The sequence below is a fragment of the Mesorhizobium sp. WSM3224 genome (assembly GCF_000427725.1).
Taxonomy (GTDB): domain Bacteria; phylum Pseudomonadota; class Alphaproteobacteria; order Rhizobiales; family Rhizobiaceae; genus Mesorhizobium.
Genome location: NZ_ATYO01000017.1, coordinates 27,574 through 54,073, shown reverse-complemented (window position 1 = coordinate 54,073; position 26,500 = coordinate 27,574). Strand labels below are relative to the sequence as shown.

The following is a 26,500-nucleotide window of genomic DNA, read 5'->3' as shown; positions in this document are numbered from 1 at the left end:
CTGGCCGTGAGGCCCAACAAACGAGGACCAACAAAATGCAGCCAAACCTGAAATTCTCGCGGGGCGAATTTGGAGATCGCCTCGCCAAGACGCGCAAAGCCATGGAGGCCAAGGGGGTCGATCTGCTGATCGTCAGCGATCCCTCCAACATGGCATGGCTGACGGGCTATGACGGCTGGTCCTTCTACGTGCATCAGGCGGTTATCGTGCCGCCTTCCGGCGAGCCGGTCTGGTATGGTCGCGGCCAGGACGCCAATGGTGCCAAGCGCACCGCCTATCTCTCGCATGACAACATCATCGGTTACGCCGACCACTATGTGCAGTCGACCGAGCGGCATCCTATGGACTACCTCGCCGGCGTGCTTGCCGAGCGTGGTTGGGACAAGTTCACCATCGGCGTCGAGATGGACAATTACTGGTTCTCGGCCGCTGCGTTCGCCTCGCTCCAGAAACACCTGCCCAACGCCCGCTTTGCCGACGCCACGGCGCTGGTGAACTGGCAGCGCGCGATAAAGAGCCCGACCGAGATCGACTACATGCGCAAGGCCGCCCGCATCGTCGAGGCCATGCACAAGCGCATCGTCGACAAGGTCGAGGTCGGCATGCGCAAATGCGATCTGGTCGCCGAGATCTACGATGCCGGCACGCGCGGCGTCGACGGCATCGGCGGCGACTATCCGGCGATCGTGCCGTTGTTGCCGTCGGGCGCGGATGCCTCGGCGCCGCATCTCACCTGGGACGACAAGCCGATGAAGGTCAACGAAGGCACGTTCTTCGAGATCGCCGGCTGCTACAACCGCTATCACTGCCCGCTGTCGCGCACCGTCTTCCTCGGCAAGCCGACACAGGCCTTCCTCGATGCCGAAAAGGCGACGCTGGAGGGCATGGAGGCAGGGCTTGCCGCCGCCAAGCCCGGCAATGCCTGCGAGGACATCGCCAACGCCTTCTTCGGCGTCTTGAAGAAATACGGCATCGTCAAGGACAATCGCACCGGCTACTCGATCGGCCTGTCCTATCCGCCGGACTGGGGCGAGCGCACGATGAGCCTGCGCCCCGGCGACCGCACCGAGCTCAAGCCCGGCATGACCTTCCATTTCATGACCGGCCTGTGGCTGGAGACGATGGGGCTGGAGATCACCGAGTCCATCCTGATCACCGACATAGGCGTCGAATGCCTGGCCAATGTGCCGCGCAAGCTCTTCGTGAAGGATTGAGGCCGATGTCAGCTCTGCGTCCATCGCCGATCGCGCCGACCGTCGACTTCGAGCGCGACGGCGTCCAGCACGGCTTCCTGCGCCTGCCCTACAGCCGCGACGATTCCGCCTGGGGATCGGTGATGATCCCGGTCTGCGTCGTGCGCAACGGCAAGGGCTCGACGGCGCTGCTCACCGGCGGCAATCACGGCGACGAGTATGAGGGGCCGCTGGCGCTCTACGAACTCGCCCGCACGCTCGACCCGAAAAACGTCACCGGCACGGTCATCATCGTGCCGGCGATGAACTATCCGGCGTTCCGCGCCGGCACGCGCACCTCGCCGATCGACAAGGGCAACATGAACCGCTCCTTCCCCGGCCGGCCGGACGGCACGGTGACGGAGAAGATCGCCGACTATTTCCAGCGTGAATTGCTGCCGCGCGCGGACATCGTGTTCGACTTCCATTCCGGCGGCAAGACGCTGGATTTCGTGCCATTCTGCGCCGCGCATACGCTGCCGGACAAGGCGCAGGAAAAGAAGTCCTTCGCCGCGGTCGAGGCTTTCTCGGCGCCATTCTCGATGCGGATGACCGAGATCGATGCGGTCGGCATGTACGACACGGCCGCCGAGGAGATGGGCAAGGTCTTCGTCACCACCGAGCTCGGCGGCGGCGGGACCTCTCGCGCCGAAACCGTGCGCATCGCCCGGCGCGGCATCCTCAACGTGCTGCGCCATGCCGGCATTGTGTCTGGTGCGGTCGAGAAGAGCAGAACTCAGTGGCTGGACATGCCGTCGGGGGATTGTTTCGCCTTCGCCGAGGACGACGGCATGATCGAGACGATGGTCGATCTCGGCGAACCCGTGGTGGACGGCCAGGTGGTTGCGCGCATCCATCCGGTCGGGCGCACCGGGCAGGCGCCGCAGGAGATCAGGGCCAGGATGTCGGGGCTGCTCGCCGCGCGCCACTTCCCAGGCCTGGTCAAGGCAGGCGACTGCGTCTCGGTGCTGGGTGTGGCCGTTCGGTAATTTCCCTGGCGCACCCGCCTTACCGGAATTCGCTATTGCACGACGCGCTTCTCGAGCTTGCGGGCGAGCGTGCGCCGGTGCAGGCCGAGCCGGCGCGCGGTTTCGGAGATGTTGAAGCCGGTCTCGACCAGCGTTTCGTGGATGCGCTCCCATTCGAGGTTCTTGATCGAGGTGGGGCGGCTGGTGAGCGGCACCGAAACGTCGCCCTCGGCGCGGCCGAAGGCGGCTTCGATGTCATCGGTGTTGGCGGGCTTGGCCAGATAGTGGCACGCGCCGAGCTTGATCGCCTCGACCGCCGTGGCGATGCTGGCAAATCCCGTCAGCACGACGATCCGCATCGACGGGTTGCGGGCGCCCAGAAGCTTGACGCATTCGAGCCCCGATCCCGCTCCGAGCTTGAGATCGACGACGGCGTAGGCCGGAACGGCCGTTTCCAGCGCGACGAGCAGCGCCTCGCGGTCGTGGCAGACCACGACGTCGTAGTCGCGCTTCTCAAAGGACCGTTTGAGCGTGCGAGCGAAAGTCGCGTCGTCCTCGACGACGAACAAGGATCGATCAGGCTTCACGATCGCCTCCATCGGTCAGCGCCGCCAGCGGCAGCGAAAGGGTAACGCAGGCGCCCTCGGCCATGTTGCGCGCCGAAATGTCGCCGCCGAGCTTGCGCACCACATTGAACACCAGGAAGAGGCCCAGACCGCCGCCCGGGCGTCCCTTGCTCGACATATAGGGCTGGCCGAGCGCGGCCAGAATATCCTTGTCGAAACCCGGTCCGCGATCCTTGACGGAGAACACCAGCTTCTCATCCTGCCGCTCGGCAGTGATGCCGACCCAATCGTGCGATGCTTCCTGCGCATTGTCGAGCACATTGAAGATCACTTGCTTCAGGGCGGTGTCGGATACGATCTGCTCGTCCGGCTCGAAACCGTTGCTGTAGTCCAGCATGAAGGGCTGGCGGCTGATGCGCCACTCCTGGACGAGATCGTCGAGGAAGTGGCGGATCGTGGTGCGGATCGTGCCCTCGCCCCGCGCCTGCCCTGACGACATGAGGATGCCTGTCACGATGCTCTTGCAGCGCCCGATCTGCGCCTGCATTTCAGCCACGTCCTCGGAAAGTTCGCGGTTGCGCTTGACGCCGCGCATCTGGCGCCAGTCGGACAGGATGACCGAAATGGTCGCGAGCGGCGTGCCCAGTTCATGCGCGGCACCTGAGGCCAGCAGGCCCATGCGCACGATATGGTCCTCCTCGGCCGAACGCTGACGCAGGTCGGCGAGGTAGGCGTCGCGTTCGCGCAGGTTGCGGTTGATGCGCGTCATGAAGATCACGATCAGGCCGGCCGCCAGCACGAAGCAGATGAACATGCCACGCAGATGCAAGGCGAGGAGGTCGCTGCCGCCATGATGGGGGATGGCGATAGGCTGGAAAACGAAGATGAGGAAGACGAAGCAGGCCGAGGCAGCCAGGACCAGGACCCAGGTGGACCATGACGCCAGCAGCGCGGCGCCGAGCGTGATCTGCAGGAGATAGAGCGACACGAACGGGTTCGAGGCGCCGCCGCTCAGGTAAAGCTGTGTGGTCAGCGCCGCCATGTCGAAGATCAGCGCGACGAAGAGCTGCGCGTTGGAGATGCGGCGACTGCCGCGCAAGGCCAGCAGGCTGAAGATGTTCAGCCCGACAAGGAAAAGCACCACACCGGCCATCTCGGCCAGGGGCAGCGGGATGGCGAACCAGTATTGCGTCGCCAGGATGGTCAGCACCTGCCCCGCCACCGCGAGCCAGCGCAGCTGGATGAGCAGGAGCAGGTTCTTCCTGTTCGTCACGTCGGAATTCGACGCGACGCCTCCCTGGCCGGCAAGGGAAGCCGCCAGGAACAACTTGTGGTGACGAAGCCGCGAGATCGGAATGTTCATCTTGCCACGCTCCGCTGCCGGCGGCCGGCGAAGAATGGCGCGGCGAGAGCGATTGCCAGCATCAGTGCCAGGGCAAACCACGTCAAAGCATAGACAAGATGGCTATTGCGGAAGTGGACGACGGTGAGCCCGCCGCGCGGCCAGCCAGCCGCGCCGGAGGCATCTGCATCGACGAAATAGGGCGCGATACCGGTCAGGCCGCGCGCCTTTGCGATGGCGTCGACGTCTCGCGAATACCAGCGATTGGCCGCCGGATCGTTGCTGCGCAGGAAACCGCCGCCGGGCTCGCTGATGCGCAACAGGCCGTCAATCACTGCCGGCGACGTGGAACCGCCGCTCTCCCGCTCGAACTCCGCCTTGCGCTCCTGAGGGACGAAGCCGCGATTGACGAGGGCCACGAAACCGATGTCGGTGCGCATCGGCGTCAGAACCCAATAGCCACCGCCAAGCCCGGTCACAGCCCGCACCAGCGTGTTTGCGCCGCTGAGGAAGCGCCCGGACAGGCGCACATGGCGATATTCGTAGTCAGCCGCGCTCAAGCCGCTCCAGCTCCGGGGACCAGGCGCATCGACAACCGGACAGTGGATGCGCTGGTCGACGCGGGCGATCAGGTCGAGTTTCCACACCCGCCTCTCCAGCTGCCAGACGCCGAGCCCGACAAACACAAGAACGCCGAGAAGCCCCAGCAGCGCAAGGAACAATCGCGACGCGGCGCCTGTCGACGGCGCGGCGTGAGAGCCAATATCTGCCAGGCCGATCATGTCCTTTGCCTCGAATTCGGCCCTCCCCACGCCCGACACAGGGCTCATGGCATCTCCCGCATCTCGTGCAGTCCGGGCATCATGTTGGCGTTGAGGTGGTACATCACCCAGAGCGAGCCGCTCAACACGATGACCACGAGGATCACAGTGAAGATCAGCGCCAGCATCGACCATCCGCCCTCCGAGGCGGGGTTCATGTGCAGGAAGAAGACCATGTGCACCACGATCTGCACAGCCGCGAAGGCCATGACGATGACGGCCGTTGCCTGCTTGTTGTCGATGGCGCCGGTCATGACCATCCAGAACGGAATGGCGGTGAGGATCACCGACAGGACGAAGCCGATCAGGTAGCCCTTCAGCGACCCGTGCGGGGCGCCGCCATGGCCGTGACCGGCATGATCATGAGCGCTCATCGCAGCATTCCCATCAGATAGACGAAGGTGAAGACGCCGATCCAGACGACGTCGAGGAAGTGCCAGAACATTGAGAGGCACATCAGCCGGCGGCGGTTGGCCTCGACGAGGCCGTATCTCGCGACCTGCATCATCAGCGTCACCATCCAGACGATGCCGAAGGTGACGTGCAGGCCGTGCGTGCCTACCAGCGTGAAGAAGGACGACAGGAAGGCGCTGCGCTGCGGCGTCGCGCCCTCACGGATCATGTGCGCGAATTCGTTGAGCTCGATGGACAGGAACCCGAGGCCGAACAGCATGGTCACGGCCAGCCAGGCCTGCGTCGCCGCGACGCGGCCCTTGTCCATGGTCAGCATGGCGAAGCCATAGGTGATCGAGGATAGGAGCAGCAGGGTGGTGTTGACCGCCACAAGGCCAAGGTCAAACAGGTCCTTCGGCGCCGGACCCGCCGCGTAGTTGCCGCCAAGCACGCCATAGGCGGCGAACAGCATGGCGAAAACCAGGCAGTCGCTCATCAGATAAAGCCAGAAGCCGAGCATGGTGCTGCCGCCCTCGGCGTGCGCATGCTCCTCTTCCAGGTGGAAGACCGGTTCGGCGCCGGCCGTGGTTGCCGTCGATGCCATGCTCAAACCCTAGCCCTGCGCGGCGAGGAGCGTCGTCCTCGTCTCTTCCGTTTGCGCGACCTCGGCAGCCGGGATGTCGAAGTCGCGGTGATAGTTGAAGGTGTGGCCGATCGCGGTTGCGATGAGGCAGACGAAGCTCAGCGCCGCCAGCCACCACATGTACCAGATCAGGCCGAAGCCGAGCGCGACGCTGAAGGCGGCAAGGATCACGCCCGTGCCGGTGTTGCTCGGCATATGGATCGGCTTGAATCCGGAGAGCGGGCGCCGGTAGCCGGCCTTCTTCATATCCCACCAGGCGTCATTGTCGCGGATGACGGGGGTGAAGGCGAAGTTGTAGGCCGGCGGCGGCGAGGAGGTCGACCATTCGAGCGTGCGCCCGTCCCAAGGGTCGCCGGTGACGTCGACCAGTTCAGCGCGCTTGCGGATGGAGACGAAGATCTGCACCAGGAAGGCGGCGATGCCGCAGGCGATCAGCACCGCGCCAAAAGCGGCGATCACGAACCAGATCTGCAGCGACGGATCGTCGAAGACGCGCATGCGGCGCGTCACGCCCATCAGGCCGAGGATATAGAGCGGCATGAAGGCGAACCAGAAGCCGACCACCCAGCACCAGAACGAGACCTTGCCCCAGAACGGATCAAGCTTGAAGCCGAAGGCCTTGGGCCACCAGTAGGCAATGCCGGCGAACAGGCCGAAGAGCACGCCACCGATGATGACGTTGTGGAAGTGCGCGATCAGGAACAGGCTGTTGTGCAGCACGAAGTCGGCCGGCGGCACGGCAAGCAGCACGCCGGTCATGCCGCCGACGACGAAGGTGAGCATGAAGGCCACCGTCCACATCATCGGCAGTTCGAAGCGGATGCGGCCGCGATACATGGTGAAAAGCCAGTTGAACATCTTTGCCCCGGTCGGGATCGAGATGATCATCGTGGTGATGCCGAAGAAGGAATTGACGCTGGCGCCGGAGCCCATGGTGAAGAAGTGGTGCAGCCAGACCAGATAGGACAGGATGGTGATGACTATCGTGGCGTAGACCATCGAGGTGTAGCCGAACAGGCGCTTACCGGAGAAGGTCGAGGTGACCTCGGAGAAGACGCCGAACAGCGGCAGGATGAGGATGTAGACCTCCGGATGACCCCATATCCAGATGAGGTTCACATACATCATCGGGTTGCCGCCGAAGTCGTTGGTGAAGAAGTTGGTGCCGACATAGCGGTCGAGCGCCAGCAGCGTCAGCACCGCCGTAAGCACCGGGAAGGACGCCACGATCAGCACGTTGGTGCAGAGCGATGTCCAGGTGAAGACGGGCATGCGCATCATCGTCATGCCGGGCGCGCGCATCTTGATGATGGTGCATATCAGATTGATGCCGGATAGCGTCGTGCCGACGCCGGCAACCTGCAGCGCCCATATGTAGTAATCGACGCCGACATCGGGACTGTAGCCGATACCCGAGAGCGGCGGATAGGCCAGCCAGCCTGTGCGGGCGAATTCGCCGACGAACAGCGAGGCCATGACCAGGATGGCGCCGCCGACCGTCATCCAGAAGCTGAAATTGTTGAGGAAGGGGAAAGAGACGTCGCGCGCCCCGATCTGCAGGGGCACCACGAAGTTCATCAGCCCGGTGACGAAGGGCATCGCCACGAAGAAGATCATGATCACGCCATGGGCGGTGAAGATCTGGTCGTAGTGATGGGCGTTGAGATAGCCCTCGGAACCGTTGAAGGCGATGGCCTGCTGCAGGCGCATCATGATGGCGTCGGAGAAGCCGCGCAGCAGCATGACGAGGCCGAGCGCCATGTACATGACGCCGATCTTCTTGTGGTCGACGCTGGTGAACCACTCGCGCCACAGATAGGTCCAGAGCCGGAAATAGGTGATGGCGCCGAGAACCGCGAGGCCGCCGAGCGCCACCACGATGAAGGTGCCGACGACGATCGGCTCGTGCAGCGGCAGCGACTCCAGGGTGAGGCGGCCGAAGATGAATTTGGTCAGCGTCTCAGGCATCCGCCATCCCTCACAATTCGAAGCGCAGCAGGCCGAGCGACGGCGTCTCGGCGTCGGCGCGGCGGCTGCCTGTCCCGGGACCGAGCAGCCCCGCCCCGCGCAGCGGGGAAAGATCGCGCGCCGGCCAATATTTCGCGTCGGCATCGCTGGCCGCGCGCGAGGCGGCAGCCGCTTCTTCCGCAGTGCAGATGCTCGCGACATAGGACGGATCGTTGCCGAACACCGCGCCGCGCCGGGCAAGCTTGTCATATTGCAACGGCAGGGTGTTGCGGACGCCGGCGAGCCCAAGGCCTCCCCTGGCGTCGATCGACATCATCTCGTTCATGCACATCTTGCCGCGCTCGACGCACAAATTGAGAATGGCGCCATAGAGGTCGGGATCGACGGAGGCAAAGTGTCGGACCGGCTCGTTCTCACTCGGACGTTCGAGTTGGAGATAGCTGTCGCGGCTAAGCGTGGCCTGCGCGCCTTTGATCTGCGCCACCCACTGGTCGAAGGCCTGGTCGGAGAAGCCGTGGAAAGCAAAGCGCATGCCGGAAAAGCCGGCGCCGCTGTAATTGGCCGAGAAACCGGTATAGGTGCCCGGGCGGTTGATGACGGCGTGCAGCTTCGTCTCCATGGCGGGCATGGCGTAAATCTGCCCGGCAAGGGCGGGAATGTAGAAGGAGTTCATCACCGTCGACGAGGTGATGCGGAAATCGATCGGCTGGTTGACCGGCGCCGCCAGCTCGTTGACGGAGGCGATGCCGTAATCCGGATAAATGAAGAGCCATTTCCAGTCTAATGCGACGACCTGGACCCTGAGCGGCTTGTGCAACTGAGTGACGGGCTGGCCGGGCTCGATCCGGTCGATCCTGCGGTATGGGTCGAGCAGGTGCGTGCCAAGCCAGGTCAGGGCGCCCAGGCATATGATGACAAGCAGGGGCGCCGCCCAGATCACCAGTTCCAGCTTGGTCGAATGATCCCAGTCGGGCGCGTAGGTCGCCGTGGTGCTGGATTGCCGGTAGCGCCAGGCAAACAGCACGGTCAGCGCCATGACGGGCACGATGATGAGCAGCATCAGCAGGGTCGAAACGACGAGCAGGTCGCGCTGCTGCACCGCGACGTCGCCCGCGGGCGCCAGCACGACCAGATCGCAGCCGCTCAGCAACACGGCCAGCGGAAAAAGAAGCAAGGCTCCGGATCGTTTCATCAAACGCTGCCCTCGATGGCCCTGCAGCAGGTCTTTGCAGGTTGCGATGCGATATGGACCAACGGCTACTGCCGCGGGCTCGGCGACGACATTGGACAATTTGTCCAATGCCCAGTTGGTATGGCTTTCGCGAAAGTGTGCACGCATAATGGGATGACGACAACGTCGCATCTGGATGACGACAATAGTCGTACTTGGATGACAACAATAATCGCATCTGGATGACGACAATAATCGCATCGGAACGACGACAATCGCGTTCCGAACTCAGCTTGGTGGCGACGGAAACGATGGCTGAAACTTCGACTTCCAAAACTGACAGCGGGCTGATCGGCTCGCATCACGGCCAGGTCAGCGCGGGCGATATCGCGGTCGGGGTGATTATCGGCAGGACGTCGGAATTCTTCGATTTCTTCGTCTATGCGATCGCTTCCGTGATCGTGTTTCCCAGGCTTGTGTTTCCAACGCACGATCCGCTGGTCGGAACGCTCTATTCCTTCGCGATCTTCGCGCTGGCCTTCATCGCGCGCCCGTTCGGCACCGTGCTGTTCATGGCGGTCGACCGCGCCTATGGCCGCGGCGCAAAGCTGACGATCGCGCTGTTCCTGCTCGGCACCTCGACCGTCGCCATGGCGTTCCTACCCTCCTATGAGGATGTCGGCGCAGTCGCTGCCTGGCTGCTGGCGCTTACCCGCTTCCTGCAGGGGCTGGCGCTCGGCGGAACATGGGACGGACTACCTTCTCTTCTGGCGCTGAACGCGCCGCACAACCGGCGCGGCATCTATGCGATGATCCCGCAACTCGGCGCGCCGATCGGGCTCATCGTGGCAAGCTCGCTGTTTGCCTTCTTCGTCGCCAATCTCTCGGCCGACGACTTCTTCGCCTGGGGCTGGCGCTATCCTTTCTTCGTCGCCTTCGCCATCAATGTCGTGGCGCTGTTTGCCAGGCTGCGCATCGTCGTCACGCCCGAATTCTCGAAACTCTACGAGAGCGGCGACCTGCAGCCGACGCGCATCAGGGAAATGATCCGGACGGAAGGCCGCAAAGTCGTCGTCGGCGCCTTCGCGCCGCTGGCGAGCTTCGCGCTGTTCCATATGGTGACGGTGTTTCCGCTGTCCTGGGTGTTCCTGTTCACCAATGAGGGTCCGGAGCGCTTCCTGGTGATCGAAGCGGTGAGCGCGCTGTTCGGCATCGCGGCAATCGTCGCTTCGGGTCCGCTGGCCGACCGCGTCGGGCGTCGCGCCCTGCTCGGCGGCGGCGCCGTCGCCATCGCCGCATTCAGCGGCTTTGCCCCGCAGCTTCTCAACGGCGGCACCGTTGGCGAGACGGTGTTCATGGTGCTGGGCTTCATCCTGCTCGGCCTGAGCTTCGGGCAATCCTCGGGCGTCGTCGCGACGAGCTTCTCGCGCCAGCATCGCTATACCGGCTCGGCGGTGACCTCGGACCTCGCCTGGATGTTCGGCGCCGGCTTCGCGCCGCTCGCCGCGCTGCTTCTGGCCGGCAATTTCGGCCTCATCGCCGCCGGCGCCTATCTGCTTTCGGGCGCCGCCTGCACGCTGATCGCGCTGTGGATCGACAGGCAGTCCGCCACGACCGACCGCTAATGCATGTCGCCCAAAAGTGCGCTGCGGTTTTGGGGGATCGACATGCATCAAAAACAAAGACTTAAAGCGCGTCGATTGAATCCGTTTCAACGCGACGCGCTTTAGACCTGTCCCCGGAATTGCTCTGGCGCGTTGTCGCCGCGGCTATCCAGTCAGATCTGATAGAAGTCGCGATACCATTCCACGAAGCGTGGAACGCCGATCTCGACCGGGATCCTGGGTTTGAACCCGATCACCTCTTCGAGCGAGGTCACGTCGGCGAAGGTTGCCGGTACGTCGCCCGGTTGGAGCGGCATCATGTTGCGGATTGCCTTGCGCCCAAGCGCGTCTTCCAGCACGTCGATCAGCCGGTTCAGCTCGACCGGTGAACTGTCGCCGATGTTGTGGATCCTGAATGGCGCATTGCTTGTCGCAGGATCCGGCGCAGCGTTTGTCCAATCGGGGTTGGGCGTCGCGGGATGCTGCATGACGCGGACCACCCCCTCGACGATGTCGTCGATGTAGGTGAAATCCCGCTGCATGTTGCCATGGTTGAAAACGTCGATCGGCTGGCCGGCGAGGATGGCCTTGGTGAAGATGAACAGAGCCATGTCGGGCCGCCCCCACGGACCGTAGACGGTGAAGAAGCGCAGGCCCGTCGTCGGCAGCCCGAACAGATGGCTGTAGGTGTGGGCCATCAGCTCGTTTGCCTTCTTGCTGGCGGCATAGAGGCTGAGGGGATGGTCGGCAGAATCATGCACGGAGAACGGCATGCGCGTGCTGCCGCCATAGATCGAGCTCGACGATGCATAGACGAGATGGCCGACCGAGGCCTGCCGGCATCCTTCCAGGATGTTGAGGAAGCCGTTGAGATTGCTTTGCGCATAGACGTGAGGATTGATCAGCGAATAGCGGACGCCCGCCTGGGCGGCGAGATTGACGACGATCTCCGGCGCGGCCGACGCAAAGATCCCCGAGATGCCATCGCTATCTGCGAGATCGGCATGCTCGAAGCGAAAGTTTGGGAACGCCTTCAGCCGCTCGAGCCGCGCCCGCTTCAGGGCGATGTCGTAATACTCGTTCATGGAATCGAGGCCGACAACCTGCCGGCCTTCGGCAAGCAGCCTATGGCAGAGGTGAAAACCTATGAAGCCGGCTGCGCCGGTGACCAGAATCGGCCTGCTTGACGTCAATGCATGCCCCTAACGCTGCAGCCAGACCATTCACCGATCGATTGCTCGCCGACAACAGCTCGCGGACCAACGCAGCCCAGGCCTATCGTGGCTACAGATTCGGGCACGTCTGGACTTCCTTCGAGCGTCGTAAACTTGCGCCTTTTATGGCAGGCCGACGATGAATTCAACGATAGGCTTTCTCCCGCCGTGCGACGCAGCCGCTCGATCATTGCACCGGAGCCGGAACCAGCGGCTGCAGCGTCTTCAACATGGCGACCAACTGGCTCTGCTGGTGGGTGCCGGTTTTCTGGAAGACGCGCTCCAGATAGGTGCGGGCGGACTTGACCGTGATGCCACCCGGGGCGGCCGTTTCCGACAGGGTCAGGCCGGCGGCAAGATCGGCCGCCAGCCGCGCCTCGGCTGGCGTCAGATCGAACAAGGCGTTGAGCAGGCTCGCCGAATGCACAAGCGCGCTCGAGCAGGCCCGGAAGGGCCGCCAGTATCCGACAGCGGAAGTTCGATCTCAAGCCAACGCTTATATATGACCCTGGCATGGGATCGAACCCGCCCCTACGGAACATGATTGCGTGCAAAGCCCGATTGGGGATTTGTTTTTCTTGGTCATCCCCCTTTGTTGGGGCAAACTGCTAGCGGGCTGTCAGGAGGAGAAATGAGAGCACGCGCGGCGACGGTCGGAGATTTGGAAGACGTTTTCCGCGGCCTGTCCAAGCGAATGTCGGACGAATATGTGGCGGCAGGCAAGGACAGCAAAAGCGCCTATGACAACCTGATGATGAATCTGAAGGAAGGCCGGGCGCATGCGCTCGTTGAGGGCGACAGGACCGTCGCGATCATCGCCTGGCATGAGCACGCCGATGCCGCCGATACGCTGTTTGCCGCACGGGAGGATTTCTTCAACGCCTCGACGGTCCGCTTCTGCAAGCGGCACATCCGCCATGTCCAGGCGCTTGCCGGCAACCTTCCCATCCATTCGCGCAGCTGGCTGGACAGGCCCGAAGTCACGAAATGGTTCCGCGTGATCGGCTATATCGACCGGGGGCGGGAGAACGGCGCCACTCTGTTCGAGCTGCGCCGGCTGCCAACGGCTGAAAGGCCGGGAACAATGCCAACGCCCCCGTCGTCAGAGGCCGAACCAGCGCGACCTCCTGCTGGCGCCGAACATCTCCTTGTCGGCACGAAGCGTGACCGAAGGCTCATAGTAGTTGCCGGTCGGCGAGGGACCTGAGAAGAAGTCGACTTCGACCTTGCCGATGCGCCCGCCGCCGAACTCGATGTAGCAGGTGCCGAAGCCATCATAGAGGGTGCCACTGCCTCTCCGGCGCAGCTTTGCGACGATGGCGCTGGCCACCGCCCGTGCGGCGCCCTCGGCGAAGACGCCAGCCTTGGGTGTGCCGGTGTTAGCGCCGTCGCCAACAGCGTAGACATTCTCGTGTTTCGTTTCGAGCGTGCGCGGGTTGACCGGGATCCAGCCGTTTTCGGACATGCCGCTCTCGAGCACGACCGGCGGCACCTGGTGCTTGGGCACGCCAAGGAAGAGCTCGAAAGGCATTTCCGAGCCGTCATCGAGGACGGCCACGTTCCGCGTATTGTCGACGGAGGCGACGCGGCGGCCCGGGATGAATTCGATGCCGCGCTCGGCGAAAGCCGCGAGTAAGGCGCGCGAGGTGTCGGGCGAAGGCGGCACCGGGGTGGCCAATGGCAGCACCAGCGATATCTCGCAGGCCTCGCGCACGCCTTGCCGCACCAGATAGTCATGCAGCATCAGCACGCATTCGCTTGGCGCCGGTGGACATTTGTAGGGCGCGCCGCAAACACCCACCACCGCCCTGCCCTTCCTGAAGCCGGGCAGCACGTCGCGCAGCCGCTCCGCACCGGGTACCGAATAGAACTCGTTGGTTCCGGAAAGCCCCGGTGTTGCGTCGAAATCATATTCGGCGCCAAGCGCCACGATCAGGTGGTCGGCCTCGAACACGCCGTCATCGGTGACGACGCGCCGACTTTGCGGATCGATCGCCGTGATGGTGCGCTTCAACATGCGCACGCCGGGTTTTGCGAAGCTGGCATAGGGCAGGCGAACCGCCTCCGGCTGCTTCAGGCCAAACATGACGTCGAGCTTGGAAAAGCCGAAAATGAAGGAATCGCTCTTGTCGATCAGCGTCACGTCGATGCTGTCACCCATCGCTTCGGAGAGCAGCGTCGTGAGCTCAAGGCCGCCGAAGCCCGCCCCGAGGACAACGATGCGCGGTTTGTTTGCTGTGTTCATCTCAGTTCCCCAGCTTTGTCTCTGGCGCCGAGCGCCGGTTGAATCTTTGTGGAAGCGGCGGCGAGGACGCCAGGTTCCGCCGCCGATGCCCCAACGCCCAAGCCTCGCGGCCTGCCGCTTGCCCCTGTCAGGTGAGCACGGGCTGCGGCACGATGCGGATGTAGGGCTTGGGTTCCTTCCAGCCCTGCGGGTAGAGTTGCCTGGCCTCGTCGTTCGACACCGAGCCCGCGATGATCACGTCGTCGCCGGGCTTCCAGTTGACGGGCGTCGCCAGGCGGTGCTTGGCCGTCAGTTGCAGTGAGTCGATGACGCGCAGCACCTCATCGAAATTGCGGCCGGTCGTCATCGGATAGGAAATGACCAGCTTGATCTTCTTGTCAGGGCCGATGACGTAGACGTTGCGCACAGTCTGGTTGTCGGCGGCGGTGCGGCCGTCGGCGGTGTTGCCGGCCGACGCCGGCAGCATGTCGTAAAGCTGGGAGACAGCAAGCGTCGGGTCGCCGATCATCGGGAAGTTAGGGGCCATCCCCTGCGTTTCAGCGATGTCCTTCGCCCAGCCGGCGTGCTTCTCGACAGGGTCGACAGAGAGCCCGATGATCTTGACGCCGCGCTTGTCGAACTCAGGCTTCAGACGCGCCATGTAGCCGAGCTCGGTCGTGCAGACCGGCGTATAGTCCTTGGGATGCGAGAAAAGGATGCCCCAATCCTTGCCCAGCCATTCATGGAAGGAGATCGGGCCTTCCGTGGTGTCGGCCATGAAGTCGGGAGCGATGTCTGCGATACGGAGTGACATAGTTATGTTCCTTTCCGGTTGGAATTCGATTGCGGCGCTAAATTAGGAAATCTATGTTCCGCCAGCGTTCCCCAGTGGCCACCCCTCGGTGATGGCTTCGGCGGCGGCGCCTCTGCTTCCGGACGGTGCATGCATGCGCGTTTCGATCCACCTGCTCGGCCGTTTCGCCGTCAACGTCGATGACCGGGTGATCCCGGCGGCGGAGTGGCGGCGCGACCGCGCCGCGGCGCTGGTCAAGCTGCTTGCCTTGCGGCCAACGCATCGCGCCCACCGCGAGCAGATCATGGAGACCTTCTGGCCGGACGCGGACCCCGACGCCGCCGGCGCCAGCCTGCGCAAGGCCATCCATTTCGCACGCCGCGTGCTCGGCGCCCACGACCTGATCGAAGTGAGCAACGACATCGTGGCGCTCGCCCCGCATGCCGGGCTGACGGTCGACACCGAAAACTTCGAGACCGCCGCCAAGGCAATTTTGCGCGGCGGCGACAGCGAAGCCTTCGGACATGCCGCCGACCTTTACGGAGGCAGGCTCCTGCCCGACGATCTGTTCGTCGAATGGCTGGACACCCCGCGAGCGCAGCTGCAGCAGCGCTATAGCGATCTCCTGCGCGCCGGCGGCCTCTGGCAGCGGCTGATTGCGCTCGACCCGGCCGACGAACAGGCGCAATGCGCGCTGATGCAGGCAGCGCTCGACGCCGGCAATCGCGTGGAAGCGATCCGCCAATTCAACCAGCTTCGCGACAATCTGCATGCCGAGCTCGGCGTCGGGCCGAGCGCCGCGACCATCGAGCTCTACGAGAAGGCCCTGGCATTGTCCGGTACCGGAACCGTCAGTCCGGTGGAGCAGATACGCACATCGCTCGCCTGGGGCCTGGTGCATCTGCAGAGCGGCGAATTCGACAAGGCGAGCGAAATCGCCCGGCGCACGCGTGACCTCGCACTCGGCGCCGACCTGCCGCGCGAGGTGGGCGAGGCGAGCGCGCTGCTGGGCATCGCATCGATGATGCAAGCCCGGTGGCCGCAACTGTTCCGGTCCGAATTCATCGAATGGGTCCGCGCCAAACCCGCCTTTGCGCAGCACGTGTTCGACGGCCATCTGTGCCTGTCCGAATTCTGCCTGTGCAGTGCGAAGGGCCATGCGGACGTCGAGAGGCTTGCCCAGGAATTGCTTACCGTGGCCGAGGAGGCCGGATCGAACGCGGGCCGCGGTCTCGCTTGCCTGCTGCTCGGAGAGGCATCGCTTTTCTCAGGCGATCTAGACGGCGCCGAGGGCTTCCTGACTGCAGCGGAACAACTGCTTGAGGAGGCGGATGCCGTGGCGGGTCGCGTGCTTGCGATCGAACGGCTGGCCGAAATCGCGCTGGAGCGCGGCCAAAAGTGGCGGGCCGGCCGGCTCATCCGGCGCGGTCTGACGGATGCGGAACGATCCTGGCTTTCGCCGCATCTGATCATGCGCATGCAGGCATTGGCCGTTCGGGCTGCCTCGACGCCCAAGCTGGTGGCGGAGGAAATCCTTGCCGGCGACCGGCTGCTGACCCCCGGCGCCTGTCAGCCCTGCTCGATGGCGCTGCGCACCGCCTCGGCTATCGCTCTTGCCGAAGCAGGCGACCTGGAACAGGTCGACCGCCGCCTGAACGACGCCGAACGCATCGCCGGCATGTGGCAGGGAGGCCCTTGGGCTGCGGCGCTTTGGGAGGCGCGCGGCGTGCAGCGGCGGGCGCAGAACAAGGAAATGCGCGCGCTGGCGGCCTTCGAGGAGGCGGCAGGCCGCTACGAGGAGCTCGGGCGACCGCGCGACCAGGCCCGCTGCCTCGCACGCATGAGCGCCAGCAATTGATTCGACCGATATTGGCTCGCTTGGTTTCCACGTTGGGCCTCCGCCCGAAAGGCGTCTTCCTTGTCTGTCGGTGGCTTGCACCAGACGCTGTTTAGCGGGATTGTAGCAAACGCAGCCGGGGGCAAACCGGCACGCCGGATCGGTATGGCTGCTGGAAATCGAGATGCTGCGCGTCTGCCTGGCCCTTGTCGCCATCGCTGCCCTGACGAGGCCGTCGGAGGCGGACATGCGCGTGTCCCATCTCTTCGACCGCCCCCAACTGGCGGCGGCCTATTCGGGCCAATCCGATCTTGTCACCGCATACACGACCGGCATGGCGCGCTACCGGCTTCAGTATTCGGGCCACGCGGCCCAAGCCGGGTTGGCCGCGCCGCTTGAACCCCGGCTACTGCGGCCTGAATTCCAGCAACGGACATGGCGCTCGGCGGATGGCAGCCTGCTGCAGGGCTTTGTCGGCAAGGGAGGCTTTCGGCTGACCACAGGCAACTGCGTGGCCAGCCTCTGTGTGGCCAGCGAGTGCAGCGATGCCGGCTGGCCGCTCTATGCCTGCAGCGATGGCCGCAAACGCAAGATGTCGGTCAAGAGCTTCGTGACGGCAACATTCGATGGCGTTTCCTACCGGCGATTGAGCGCGCCGAAGGAGTGATCTTGGCGACCGGAACCGGGTAGCGGTGCCGCTTGCGTTCATCTCGCCAAGCGTGGCATCGGTTGCGCGCTTGAGAAGTTCGAAGACAAAATAGTGGCACGCCAACCCGACCGACGATCCGCAACCCCAAAGGTCAGCCTCGCCCGAGCGCTCTCCAAACTCGGCTTCTGCTCGCGCACGCAGGCCGAGCGTCTGGTCGCCGAGGGGCGCGTTCAGCTAAACGGCAAGACGGTGCGCGATGCCTTGCTGCGCATCGATCCCGACCGCGACCGGATCACCGTCGACGGCGAGCGCGTCGCCGCCGAGCGGAAGGTCTATCTGATGCTCAACAAGCCACGCGGGCTGGTCACCACCCGCGACGATCCAGAAGGGCGCGGCACGGTCTATGATTGCCTGGAAGGGTTCGAGCTGCCGTTCGTGTCGCCGGTCGGCCGGCTCGACAAGGCAAGCGAAGGCCTGCTGCTGATGACCAACGACACACGCTGGGCGAACGGCCTGCTCGACCCGGCCTCGCATATCGCCAAGACCTATCACGTGCAGATAGCCGCCGTGCCCGACGAGGCGATGCTTGCGCGATTTGGCCAGGGCGCCGAGGTGGATGGCGAACTGCTGACGGCAAGCTCGATCGCGTTGCTACGCAGCGGCGGGCGAACCGCCTGGCTGGAAATCGTCCTCGACGAAGGGCGCAACCGGCAGATCCGCAGGCTGCTCGGCGCCTTCGACATCGAGGTGCTGAGACTGGTCAGGGTTGCGATCGGCGGCCTTCAGCTCGGCGAGCTTGCCAAAGGCACGGCGCGGCATTTGACGACTGAGGAGCTGGCGATGCTTGTTGCCTGAATGGCTGCGCCCGAACTTCGTCATCCACGGGCGGAGCGGGAGCGAAGCGGACGCGCAGACCCGAGGATGACGAAGCGATGGGCGTTTCGGCAATCTCCAAAGGTGGGCATCTTAGCTATCCGATAGTCTACTTCTCATTCCACCGCCGGATGACCGGCTCGGTCAGGTCGTGCTCGTAGCCGAGGACGCTGAGGCTGGCGGTGTCGAGCACGAAATGCTCGCCGCCTTCCGGCGGCAGGCCGATCCAGCGCGCCGCGAACACGCGCAGGAAATGGGAGCTGGAGAAGATGAGCACATTGCCGGCAATCGTGCGAAGCCCGGCGATGATGGCGTCGGCGCGAGCGCCGACATCGGCCGCCGTCTCGCCGTCCGGGCAGCCGTCGCGAAACAATTGCCAGCCGGGACGCCTAGACAGGATCTCCCTGGTCGTCACGCCTTCGTAAGCTCCATAATCCCATTCCTGCAGATCAGCCTTTTTCAGCGCGCGCTCGCCGAAACCAGCGAGGCGGCAGGTATCGAAGGCACGCTGCGACGGGCTCGACCAGACCGCCTGGAACGTCAGTCCCTCGAGACGATCGGCGACGCCGCGCGCGGCTTCTTCGCCTTTCGTGGTCAGGGGGATGTCGGTACGGCCGGTGTGCCTGCCCGAGGCGCTCCACTCTGTCTCGCCGTGGCGAACGACGTAGACCTCGGGAAACGCACCGCTCATCAACCGCCCCTCACCCTTGAATGCACCGGCGGGAGTGCCGGACGGCGCACCCTATGCGGCGGCCAGCAAAAAGAACAGGCCGCGGCGATTGCCGCGGCCTGCTCGGCATCGGGAGGATGCCTTTGTTTGTCTGGGCAATTCCGAACGGTTCCGGGCCTGCCGTTGGGCACGTTCCCGAAATTGCTTCGATCGCTCAGGCCGGCTGCAAACCGCCGGACAGCGCGAGGTCCGCCTCTTCCGGCAACTGGCCGGCCATTGCGGCGGCGAACTTGGTCTGGTCGAGCTCGCCTTCCCAGCGTGCCACGACGATGGTCGCGACCGCATTGCCGACGAAGTTGGTAAGCGCGCGGCACTCCGACATGAAGCGATCGACGCCGAGGATCAGCGCCATGCCGGCGACCGGCACGGACGGCACCACCGACAGCGTCGCGGCCAAGGTGATGAAACCGGCACCGGTGATGCCGGCGGCACCCTTGGAGCTCAGCATGGCGACGAGCAAAAGCAGGATCTGGTCGCCGAAGGTGAGCGGCGTGTCGGTCGCCTGGGCGATGAACAGCGCGGCCAGCGTCATGTAGATATTGGTGCCGTCGAGGTTGAAGGAATAGCCGGTCGGGATGACCAGGCCGACCACCGAGCGGTTGCAGCCGGCGCGCTCCATCTTGGCCATCAAGCCGGGAAGTGCCGCCTCGGACGACGAGGTGCCGAGCACCAGGAGCAGCTCTTCCTTGATGTAGCGGATCAGCGCCAGGATCGAGAAGCCGTTGTACCATGCGACAGCGCCGAGCACGACGAGCACGAAGAGCAGCGACGTCAGGTAGAAGGTGCCGATCAGCATGGCGAGGTTGGCGATCGCGCCGATGCCGTATTTGCCGACGGTGAAGGCCATGGCGCCAAAAGCGCCGATCGGGGCGGCCTTCATCAGGATCGCGACAAGGCGGAAGACCGGCGAGGTCAGCGCCTGCAGGAAATCGACGACCGGACGGCCGCGATCACCGACAAGCGCCAGCGCGATACCGAACAGCACCGAGAAGAACAGCACCTGCAGGATATCGCCCTGCGCGAAGGCGCCGGTGATGGTGTCGGGGATGATGTTCATCAGGAAGCCGACAATGCTTGTGTCATGCGCCTTCTCGGTGAAGGTCGCCACCTTCGAGGGGTCTAGGGTCGCCGGATTGATGTGCATGCCGGCGCCGGGCTGGATGACGTTCGACACGACCAGGCCGAGGACGAGCGCCAGCGTCGAGAAGACGAGGAAATAGATCATCGCCTTGCCGGCGACGCGGCCGACCTTGTGCAAGTCGGAAACACCGGCGATGCCGGTCGCCACCGTCAGGAAGATCACCGGCGCGATGACCATCTTGACCAGTTTGATGAAGGCGTCGCCCAGCGGTTTCAGCGACGCGCCGAGATCGGGATAGAAATGTCCAAGCAGGATGCCAGCGGCGATCGCCACCAGGACCTGCACATAGAGATGCCGGTAAAAGGGAATTTTGCCGCGCGGTTCCGCGGCAGCGATAGCCGTCTGCATGATGTCCTCCGTTCAGCCCCGATCGAGAAGCTCGACCTCCCGGGGCATTTGACCTCCACAGCCTCGCGGCTGCTGCAGAAGCATTTGCAACGCGCGTGCCAGATGACGTCCAGAATCTCTTTTCCTTGATTTTGTTGGCTTTTCGGAATTCGACGCATGCACCTTAGAGGGCGTTGATGCGGCTATCCGCATAGATCGAATTGTGATTTGTGCGAAATCATGCACAAATGCGGCATGCTGCAACGCCCTGCCGCTGTCCTCGCCTCGACGCCGGAACTGCTCGCCGGGCGGGCGCGGCGCGCCTGGCTGCTGTTCACCGCGGTGGCGCTGCTGATCGTGCTCGCAGCGCTCTATGGCGCGGGCCTCTATGGCCGTTCGACGGAGATCGAGGCTTTAGCCACGCAGGGACGCACCGACGCCAACCTCAAGGTGGCGTTGCTGCGCGCCGTGCTCGAAAATCCGCGCGCGCTGCCGCTGCTCCTATCGGAGGATCAGCAGGTCAACGACGCGCTGACCGAGCGCAGCCCCGCCTCGATCGACGTCTTGAACCGCAAGCTCGAAGGGCTGGTTTCAGGCACCAAGGCCTCGGTGCTCTATGTCACCGGCACGGACGGCTTCGCGATCGCCTCCAGCAACTGGCGCGAGCCGGTCAGCTTCGTCGGCAACGACTACGGTTTTCGCGCCTATTTCTCCGGAGCCATGCAAACGGGCACTGCCGAGTATTTCGCGCTCGGCAATGTCAGCAAGCGGCCGGGCCTCTACATCTCGCGCCGCGTCGACAGCGCTTCAGGACCGCTCGGCGTCGTCGTGGTCAAGATGGAATTCGACCAGCTCGAGGCGGACTGGCACGAAGCGAACCGCCCGGCCTATGTCAGCGATGCGCATGGCGTGGTGCTGATCACCAGCGTGCCCTCCTGGCGCTTCCTGGCCACGGCGCCGCTTGCCGCGCCGGTTCTGGCGGAGGTCCGCGCAAGCCAGCAGTTCGGCGATGCGCCGCTGGTGCCTCTTCCGATCACCCGTCCGCAGGCATTGAGCGCCGATGTCGCGCTTGTGCACGCGATTACGCCGGGCAGTGGCGATGCGGAATATCTAAGGCTGTCGACCGCCGTGCCGTCGACACCGTGGCGCCTCGACTATCTTGTTCCGGTCGAAGCTCCGATTGCGGCCGCGCAGCGCGAAATGCGGCTTCTGGCGCTCGGCGTCCTCGTCCCGCTTATTGCTTTAGCCGCCTATCTGCTATGGCGCCGGCAATCCGGCCAGATGCGGATTGCCGCCGAACAGGCCGCGCGCGCCGAGCTCGAGCGCCGGGTCGTCGAACGCACGCAGGACCTTAGCCTGGCGCGCGACCGGCTGCAGGCCGAGATCGCCGACCATCGCAGCACCGAGGTGAAGCTACAGGTGATGCAGCAGGAATTGGTGCAGGCCAACCGGCTTGCGACGCTTGGCCAAGTCGCCGCCGGCGTCGCGCATGAGATCAACCAGCCCGTGGCAACCATACGTGCCTATGCCGACAATGCGCGCGTCTTCCTGGAGCGCAAGCAGAACTCCTCAGCCGAGGAGAACCTCGGCGCAATCGCCGCGCTGACCGAGCGCATCGGCTCGATCACCGAGGAGCTGAAAGCCTTCGCCCGCAAGGGCCGCACCGCCGCAGGGCCGGTCGAGTTGCGCGATGTGATCGAGGGCGCCGTCGTGCTGCTCAGGAGCCGCTTCGCCGGCCGGCTGGACGCGCTCGCAATCACGCTGCCGCCGCCGGCGCTGAAGGTGATGGGAAACCGGCTGCGGCTGGAGCAGGTGCTGATCAACCTGTTTCAGAACGCCCTGGAAGCGCTTGAGGGCCGCGATGACGCGCGGGTCGAAGTCACAGCCGCCGAAACCGCCGAAGACGTGTCGCTGGTTGTGTCCGACAACGGACCGGGCATACCGCCCGCGATCCTGAAATCCCTGTTCACGCCCTTCAACACCTCGAAGGAAAAGGGCCTGGGGCTAGGCCTCGTCATCTCCAAGGATATCGTCGCCGACTATGGCGGCCGCATCGAGGTGGCGAGCGGTGAGAGCGGCACACGCTTTACCATCCATCTGTCGAAAGCTGGTGCGGCATGACGAACGACGATCCCGCACCGGTGATCCTGATCGATGACGACAGCGACCTGCTCAGGGCGACAAGGCAGACGCTTGAGCTTGCCGGCTTTGCGGTGTCGGCCTACTCGGTGGCGCGGGAGGCACTGGCGGCGCTCGACAGGAATTTCGGCGGCGTGGTGGTGTCGGACATCCGCATGCCCGAGATCGACGGACTGCAGCTTTTCGACCGCGTGCTGCGGCTCGATCCGGACATTCCCGTCATCCTGGTCACGGGGCATGGCGACATCGCCATGGCGGTCAAGGCGATCAAGGACGGCGCCTATGACTTCATCACTAAGCCTTTCGCGGCCGACCGGCTGGCGCAGAGCGTTGCCCGCGCCGCCGAGAAGCGCCGCCTTGTGATGGAGAACCGCGGCTTGCGCGAGGCGGCCGAGCAGGCGCAGGAGGGATTGCCGCTTATCGGCCAGACGCCGGCGATGGAGCGGCTGCGCCGGACGCTGAGGCAGATTGCCGACACCGATGTCGACGTGCTGGTGACCGGCGAGACCGGCTCGGGCAAGGAGGTGGTGGCAGGCCTGCTGCACCATTGGAGCCGCCGCGCCAAGGGCAATTTCGTTGCGCTCAACTGCGGCACGCTGCCGGAGACGGTCATTGAAAGCGAGCTGTTCGGCCATGAAGCCGGCGCCTTCACCGGCGCGCAGAAAAAGCGCGTCGGCCGCATCGAGCATTCGAGCGGCGGCACCCTGTTCCTCGACGAGATCGAAAGCATGCCGGCCTCGACGCAGGTGCAGATGCTGCGCGTGCTCGAAATGCGCGAGGTGACGCCGCTCGGCACCAACGAGATCCGGCCGGTCGACCTGCGCGTCGTCGCCGCGGCCAAGGTCGATCTCGGCGATGCCAGCCAGCGCGGCAACTTCCGCGAGGACCTCTATTACCGGCTCAATGTGGTGACGATTTCGATCCCGCCGCTGCGCGAAAGGCGCGACGACGTGCCGTTGCTGTTCGGCTATTTCGCCGAGCGCGCCGCCGCCCGCTTCCGGCGCGCCATGCCGGCAATTTCGGCCGCGGTCCAGCGCCACCTGAGGGAGCATGACTGGCCGGGCAATGTGCGCGAGCTCGCCCATTTCGCCGAGCGCTTCGTGCTCGGGCTGGAGGACATTGCCGAAACGCCTTCCCCGGCGGCAATTGAGAGCGATGCCGGCATGCCGTTACCGGAACGGCTCGATCGCTATGAGGCCGAGATCATCCGCGAGACACTTGGTCGCAATGACGGCGACGTCCGCCGCACCATCGAGGCGCTCGGCATCCCGCGCAAGACCTTCTATGACAAGCTGCAGCGGCACGGCATCGTGCGCAGCGATTTTTCCAGATAGATCAAGCCTATGGAACCTCTCTGGGGCGCTAATCGTTTGGTCTTGCCGGGAAAGCGTGGCACGTTGGCACCAGCCGGGCGGCGAACACATCGCCGCGGCGGCCTTGGCGGTTGCGCTTGGCAAGCGTTGATGGTTTGTTGCCGCTCAGCGGAGAACGAATGATGCGCGAATCCCTCGATCAAGATGAATACGGCTCGGCCAGCCCCTTCGACCCGGACGACCTGCCCAATCTCAATGCGATGGGTCCGGCGATGGGCGGCGGCAATGATTTCGAGAAATACGCGGTCGCCGTCATCATCGTCTTCGGCGCGCTGATCATCGGCGGCCTGATGGCCGCCTCCATGTCCTTCGGCCACCGCAACGGCTTCCTGTTCGCGCTCGGCGGCGCCACCGCGGCCTGGATTTCCGGCAATGCGCTGCTGCTCGACCGGCCGCGCATCTACGCGCTGTTCGTCGGCATTGCCGCTGTCTTGTTGATCGCTTCGACGATCACATTGGTGGTCTGATTTTATCTGAGCATGATCTTTTCCAAAAGCCGGTTCCCACTTTTTGGGATCATGCTCTAAAGCGTGTCGCGCTGAAACGGATTCAGGCGACACGCTTTAAGTCTTTGTTTTTATGCATGTCGTTGTCCCAGAACCGCTGCGCACTTCTGGGCGACATGCATTAGTATCCCAAAGCCTCGCCCGCAGCGGCGCGGCTGTCGATAGCGCCGTTGTAGCGCGCGCCACCCCCCTTCTCGATTTCACCCAGGCTCTTGCCGCCGACAAGGATGCCGGCGGCCTGCCCCCAGGTCTCGTCGCTCAAATCGAGGTGGTAGCCCATTCCGGCAAGCAGCTTCTCGGTGTCCGGCGAAAGCCCGAACGGCTCGACATAGACCGTGTCCGGCAGCCATTGATGATGGATGCGCGGCGCGTCGATCGCCTGCTGGATGTTCATGCCGTGGTCGATGACGTTGACGATCGCCTCCAGCGTGATGGTGATGATGCGCGAACCGCCCGGACTGCCGATGACCATGAACGGCTTGCCGTCCCTGGTCACGATCGTCGGGCTCATCGAGGATAAGGGCGTCTTTTTCGGCTGGATGGCATTGGCCTCGCCCTGGACCAGCCCGTAGAGGTTCGGCACGCCCGGCTTCTGGGTAAAATCGTCCATCTCGTTGTTGAGCAGGATACCGGTGCCGTCGGCGACAACGCCGGCGCCGAAGGAGCCGTTCAACGTGTAGGTGACCGCCACCGCGTTGCCGTCATTGTCGATGATCGAATAATGGGTGGTCTCATTCGACTCGCCGAAACCCTTCGGCATCAGGTCCTTCGACACCCCAGCGCGGAACGGATCGATCTTGTCGCGGATGTCCTTGGCATAGGTCTTGTCGAGCAGTTTCGAGACCGGATTGTCGACGAAATCCGGATCGCCGAGCGCCGAGTTGCGGTCGACATAAGCGTGGCGCATGGCTTCGACCATGACATGGACCGTCTCGGCCGAGCCGGCGCCGAGATAGGACAGCGGGTACCCTTCGAGCACGTTGAGGATCTCGCAGATGATGACGCCGCCCGAACTCGGCGGCGGCGAGGAGATGATCTCGTAGCCACGATAGGAACAGGTCACGGGCTTCAGCTCGCGTACCGCATATTGCTCGAAATCGCCCTTGGCGAGGATGCCGCCCCTGGCGCCGCTTGCCTTGACGATGGCGTCGGCGATAGCGCCCTTGTAGAAGGCGTCCGGCCCCTTATCAGAGATCGCCGAGAGCGAGGCGGCAAGGTCCGGCTGAACGAGCTTCTCGCCGATGCCGTAAGGCTTGCCGTCTTTTTTCAAGAAGATGGCGGCCGCCGCCGGGTCCTTTGCCAGCCGGTCGGCACTGGCCGCGAAAGAAGCTGCGTCGCCCTGATTGAGGACGAACCCGTCCTTGGCTAAGGCAACCGCCGGTGCGATCAGATCCTGTCTGGACAGCGTGCCGTATTTCTCGCGCGCCATCTCGAAGCCGGCAACCGAGCCCGGCACGCCGACGGCGAGATAGCCGTCGAGGCTGGCGCCTTTGATCGGCTTACCGTCCTTGTCGAGATACATGGTCTTGGTCGCGGCGAGCGGGGCGCGCTCGCGGAAATCGATGAAGGTCGTGCGGCCGTCCTTCAGGCGCACCGTCATGAAACCGCCGCCGCCGATATTGCCGGCGTTCGGATAGACCACGGCCAGCGCATAGCCGACGGCGACGGCGGCATCGACCGCGTTGCCGCCCTTCTTCAGCACCTCGACACCGACCCCCGTGGCAAGATGCTGGGCTGTTGCCACCATGCCGTGCTCGCCCTTGGCGGGGGTCGGCGAGGCCGCGAAGACAACGATCGAGGGCGCGAGAGTGATTGCGAGCGAAAGGGTGACGCCGATCAGCGTCCGTCGGTTCAAGGGCATGGCGGTCCTCCAAGTACTGCGTGCTTGGAAAAGCTACTTGGAGCGGCCGCGTCCATCCATCATATGAGCGAACACATATTGGTGTTCACCTGCTGGCCATTCCATGTTGCAGGAAAGAGAGAGCC

Annotated in this window: 23 protein-coding genes and 1 pseudogene; 10 read left to right on the top strand and 14 right to left on the bottom strand. The window is 64.2% G+C overall.

Going from position 1 to position 26,500, the window contains the following annotated elements; translation table 11 throughout:
* Positions 1-35: 35 nt before the first annotated feature.
* Both doeA and doeB read left to right on the top strand, forming a co-directional pair.
* A complete protein-coding gene (doeA, locus tag YU3_RS0122975) occupies positions 36-1,214 on the top strand; it encodes an ectoine hydrolase DoeA (protein WP_027168438.1) in 1,179 nt (392 codons plus the stop codon).
* Positions 1,215-1,219: 5 nt separating this feature from the next.
* Complete coding sequence (doeB, locus tag YU3_RS0122970) at positions 1,220-2,221, top strand: N(2)-acetyl-L-2,4-diaminobutanoate deacetylase DoeB (protein ID WP_027168437.1); 1,002 nt, start codon at positions 1,220-1,222, stop codon at positions 2,219-2,221.
* Positions 2,222-2,253: 32 nt separating this feature from the next.
* Here doeB and YU3_RS0122965 read toward each other — a convergent pair whose 3' ends face one another.
* Genes YU3_RS0122965 through cyoA form a run of 7 tightly spaced genes read right to left on the bottom strand, consistent with a single transcriptional unit; the run spans position 2,254 to position 9,125 of the window.
* A complete protein-coding gene (locus YU3_RS0122965; RefSeq protein WP_027168436.1) occupies positions 2,254-2,787 on the bottom strand; it encodes a response regulator transcription factor in 534 nt (177 codons plus the stop codon).
* Entirely contained in the window at positions 2,777-4,129 is a 1,353-nt protein-coding gene (locus tag YU3_RS0122960) for an ATP-binding protein (protein WP_027168435.1), read from the bottom strand. The genes YU3_RS0122965 and YU3_RS0122960 overlap by 11 nt, the downstream gene beginning before the upstream one ends.
* Positions 4,126-4,890 (bottom strand): SURF1 family protein, encoded by a 765-nt coding sequence (locus YU3_RS0122955; protein ID WP_051334055.1) that lies wholly within the window; start codon positions 4,888-4,890, stop codon positions 4,126-4,128. The genes YU3_RS0122960 and YU3_RS0122955 overlap by 4 nt, the downstream gene beginning before the upstream one ends.
* A 44-nt stretch (positions 4,891-4,934) precedes the next feature.
* Entirely contained in the window at positions 4,935-5,303 is a 369-nt protein-coding gene (gene cyoD / locus YU3_RS0122950) for a cytochrome o ubiquinol oxidase subunit IV (RefSeq protein WP_027168433.1), read from the bottom strand.
* Positions 5,300-5,932, bottom strand: a complete 633-nt coding sequence (gene cyoC / locus YU3_RS0122945; RefSeq protein WP_027168432.1) for a cytochrome o ubiquinol oxidase subunit III — start codon at positions 5,930-5,932, stop codon at positions 5,300-5,302. Before cyoC ends, cyoD begins: the two co-directional genes overlap by 4 nt.
* Positions 5,933-5,935: 3 nt before the next feature.
* Positions 5,936-7,933 (bottom strand): cytochrome o ubiquinol oxidase subunit I, encoded by a 1,998-nt coding sequence (gene cyoB, locus YU3_RS0122940; protein WP_027168431.1) that lies wholly within the window; start codon positions 7,931-7,933, stop codon positions 5,936-5,938.
* Between the two features lie 10 nt (positions 7,934-7,943).
* Positions 7,944-9,125, bottom strand: a complete 1,182-nt coding sequence (gene cyoA / locus YU3_RS0122935; protein ID WP_027168430.1) for a ubiquinol oxidase subunit II — start codon at positions 9,123-9,125, stop codon at positions 7,944-7,946.
* A gap of 290 nt (positions 9,126-9,415) precedes the next feature.
* Between cyoA and YU3_RS0122930 the strand changes: the two genes are divergently transcribed.
* Entirely contained in the window at positions 9,416-10,729 is a 1,314-nt protein-coding gene (locus YU3_RS0122930) for an MFS transporter (RefSeq protein ID WP_051334050.1), read from the top strand.
* 152 nt (positions 10,730-10,881) lie between these two features.
* Here the strand turns inward: YU3_RS0122930 and YU3_RS0122925 are convergent, their stop codons facing one another.
* Both YU3_RS0122925 and YU3_RS0122920 read right to left on the bottom strand, forming a co-directional pair.
* Positions 10,882-11,901: an NAD-dependent epimerase gene (locus tag YU3_RS0122925; protein WP_027168428.1), complete on the bottom strand. Its 1,020-nt coding sequence runs from the start codon at positions 11,899-11,901 to the stop codon at positions 10,882-10,884.
* Between the two features lie 208 nt (positions 11,902-12,109).
* Positions 12,110-12,349, bottom strand: coding sequence for a hypothetical protein (locus YU3_RS0122920; protein WP_027168427.1), 240 nt, complete (start codon positions 12,347-12,349; stop codon positions 12,110-12,112).
* 204 nt (positions 12,350-12,553) lie between these two features.
* Here YU3_RS0122920 and YU3_RS39565 point away from each other — a divergent pair.
* Positions 12,554-12,973: pseudogene (locus tag YU3_RS39565) on the top strand (hypothetical protein); the annotation flags it as partial.
* A 51-nt stretch (positions 12,974-13,024) separates the two neighbouring features.
* Here YU3_RS39565 and YU3_RS0122910 read toward each other — a convergent pair.
* Both YU3_RS0122910 and YU3_RS0122905 read right to left on the bottom strand, forming a co-directional pair.
* Positions 13,025-14,167, bottom strand: a complete 1,143-nt coding sequence (locus YU3_RS0122910; RefSeq protein WP_027168425.1) for an FAD/NAD(P)-binding oxidoreductase — start codon at positions 14,165-14,167, stop codon at positions 13,025-13,027.
* Positions 14,168-14,294: 127 nt separating this feature from the next.
* Positions 14,295-14,960, bottom strand: a complete 666-nt coding sequence (locus YU3_RS0122905; protein WP_027168424.1) for a peroxiredoxin — start codon at positions 14,958-14,960, stop codon at positions 14,295-14,297.
* Between the two features lie 133 nt (positions 14,961-15,093).
* Here YU3_RS0122905 and YU3_RS0122900 point away from each other — a divergent pair, with 133 nt between their 5' ends.
* From YU3_RS0122900 to YU3_RS0122890, 3 genes are all read left to right on the top strand, one after another.
* A complete protein-coding gene (locus YU3_RS0122900; RefSeq protein ID WP_027168423.1) occupies positions 15,094-16,797 on the top strand; it encodes a BTAD domain-containing putative transcriptional regulator in 1,704 nt (567 codons plus the stop codon).
* Between the two features lie 163 nt (positions 16,798-16,960).
* Positions 16,961-17,443, top strand: coding sequence for a hypothetical protein (locus YU3_RS0122895; protein WP_051334049.1), 483 nt, complete (start codon positions 16,961-16,963; stop codon positions 17,441-17,443).
* A 93-nt stretch (positions 17,444-17,536) separates the two neighbouring features.
* Entirely contained in the window at positions 17,537-18,280 is a 744-nt protein-coding gene (locus tag YU3_RS0122890) for a pseudouridine synthase (RefSeq protein ID WP_027168421.1), read from the top strand.
* Positions 18,281-18,407: 127 nt separating this feature from the next.
* On the opposite strand, the gene YU3_RS0122885 is transcribed toward YU3_RS0122890, so the two are convergent.
* Together YU3_RS0122885 and YU3_RS0122880 are read right to left on the bottom strand one after the other, a co-directional pair.
* Positions 18,408-18,989, bottom strand: coding sequence for a histidine phosphatase family protein (locus YU3_RS0122885; protein WP_027168420.1), 582 nt, complete (start codon positions 18,987-18,989; stop codon positions 18,408-18,410).
* Between the two features lie 193 nt (positions 18,990-19,182).
* Positions 19,183-20,517: a dicarboxylate/amino acid:cation symporter gene (locus YU3_RS0122880; protein WP_027168419.1), complete on the bottom strand. Its 1,335-nt coding sequence runs from the start codon at positions 20,515-20,517 to the stop codon at positions 19,183-19,185.
* A gap of 234 nt (positions 20,518-20,751) precedes the next feature.
* Between YU3_RS0122880 and YU3_RS0122875 the strand changes: the two genes are divergently transcribed.
* From YU3_RS0122875 to YU3_RS37245, 3 genes are all read left to right on the top strand, one after another.
* Positions 20,752-22,617: a sensor histidine kinase gene (locus YU3_RS0122875; RefSeq protein WP_245273616.1), complete on the top strand. Its 1,866-nt coding sequence runs from the start codon at positions 20,752-20,754 to the stop codon at positions 22,615-22,617.
* Positions 22,614-23,969, top strand: a complete 1,356-nt coding sequence (locus YU3_RS0122870) for a sigma-54 dependent transcriptional regulator (RefSeq protein ID WP_027168417.1) — start codon at positions 22,614-22,616, stop codon at positions 23,967-23,969. The genes YU3_RS0122875 and YU3_RS0122870 overlap by 4 nt, the downstream gene beginning before the upstream one ends.
* Positions 23,970-24,127: 158 nt before the next feature.
* Complete coding sequence (locus tag YU3_RS37245; protein WP_036259275.1) at positions 24,128-24,475, top strand: hypothetical protein; 348 nt, start codon at positions 24,128-24,130, stop codon at positions 24,473-24,475.
* Between the two features lie 160 nt (positions 24,476-24,635).
* Here the strand turns inward: YU3_RS37245 and ggt are convergent, their stop codons facing one another.
* Positions 24,636-26,375, bottom strand: a complete 1,740-nt coding sequence (gene ggt / locus YU3_RS0122860; RefSeq protein WP_027168415.1) for a gamma-glutamyltransferase — start codon at positions 26,373-26,375, stop codon at positions 24,636-24,638.
* Positions 26,376-26,500 lie beyond the last annotated feature (125 nt).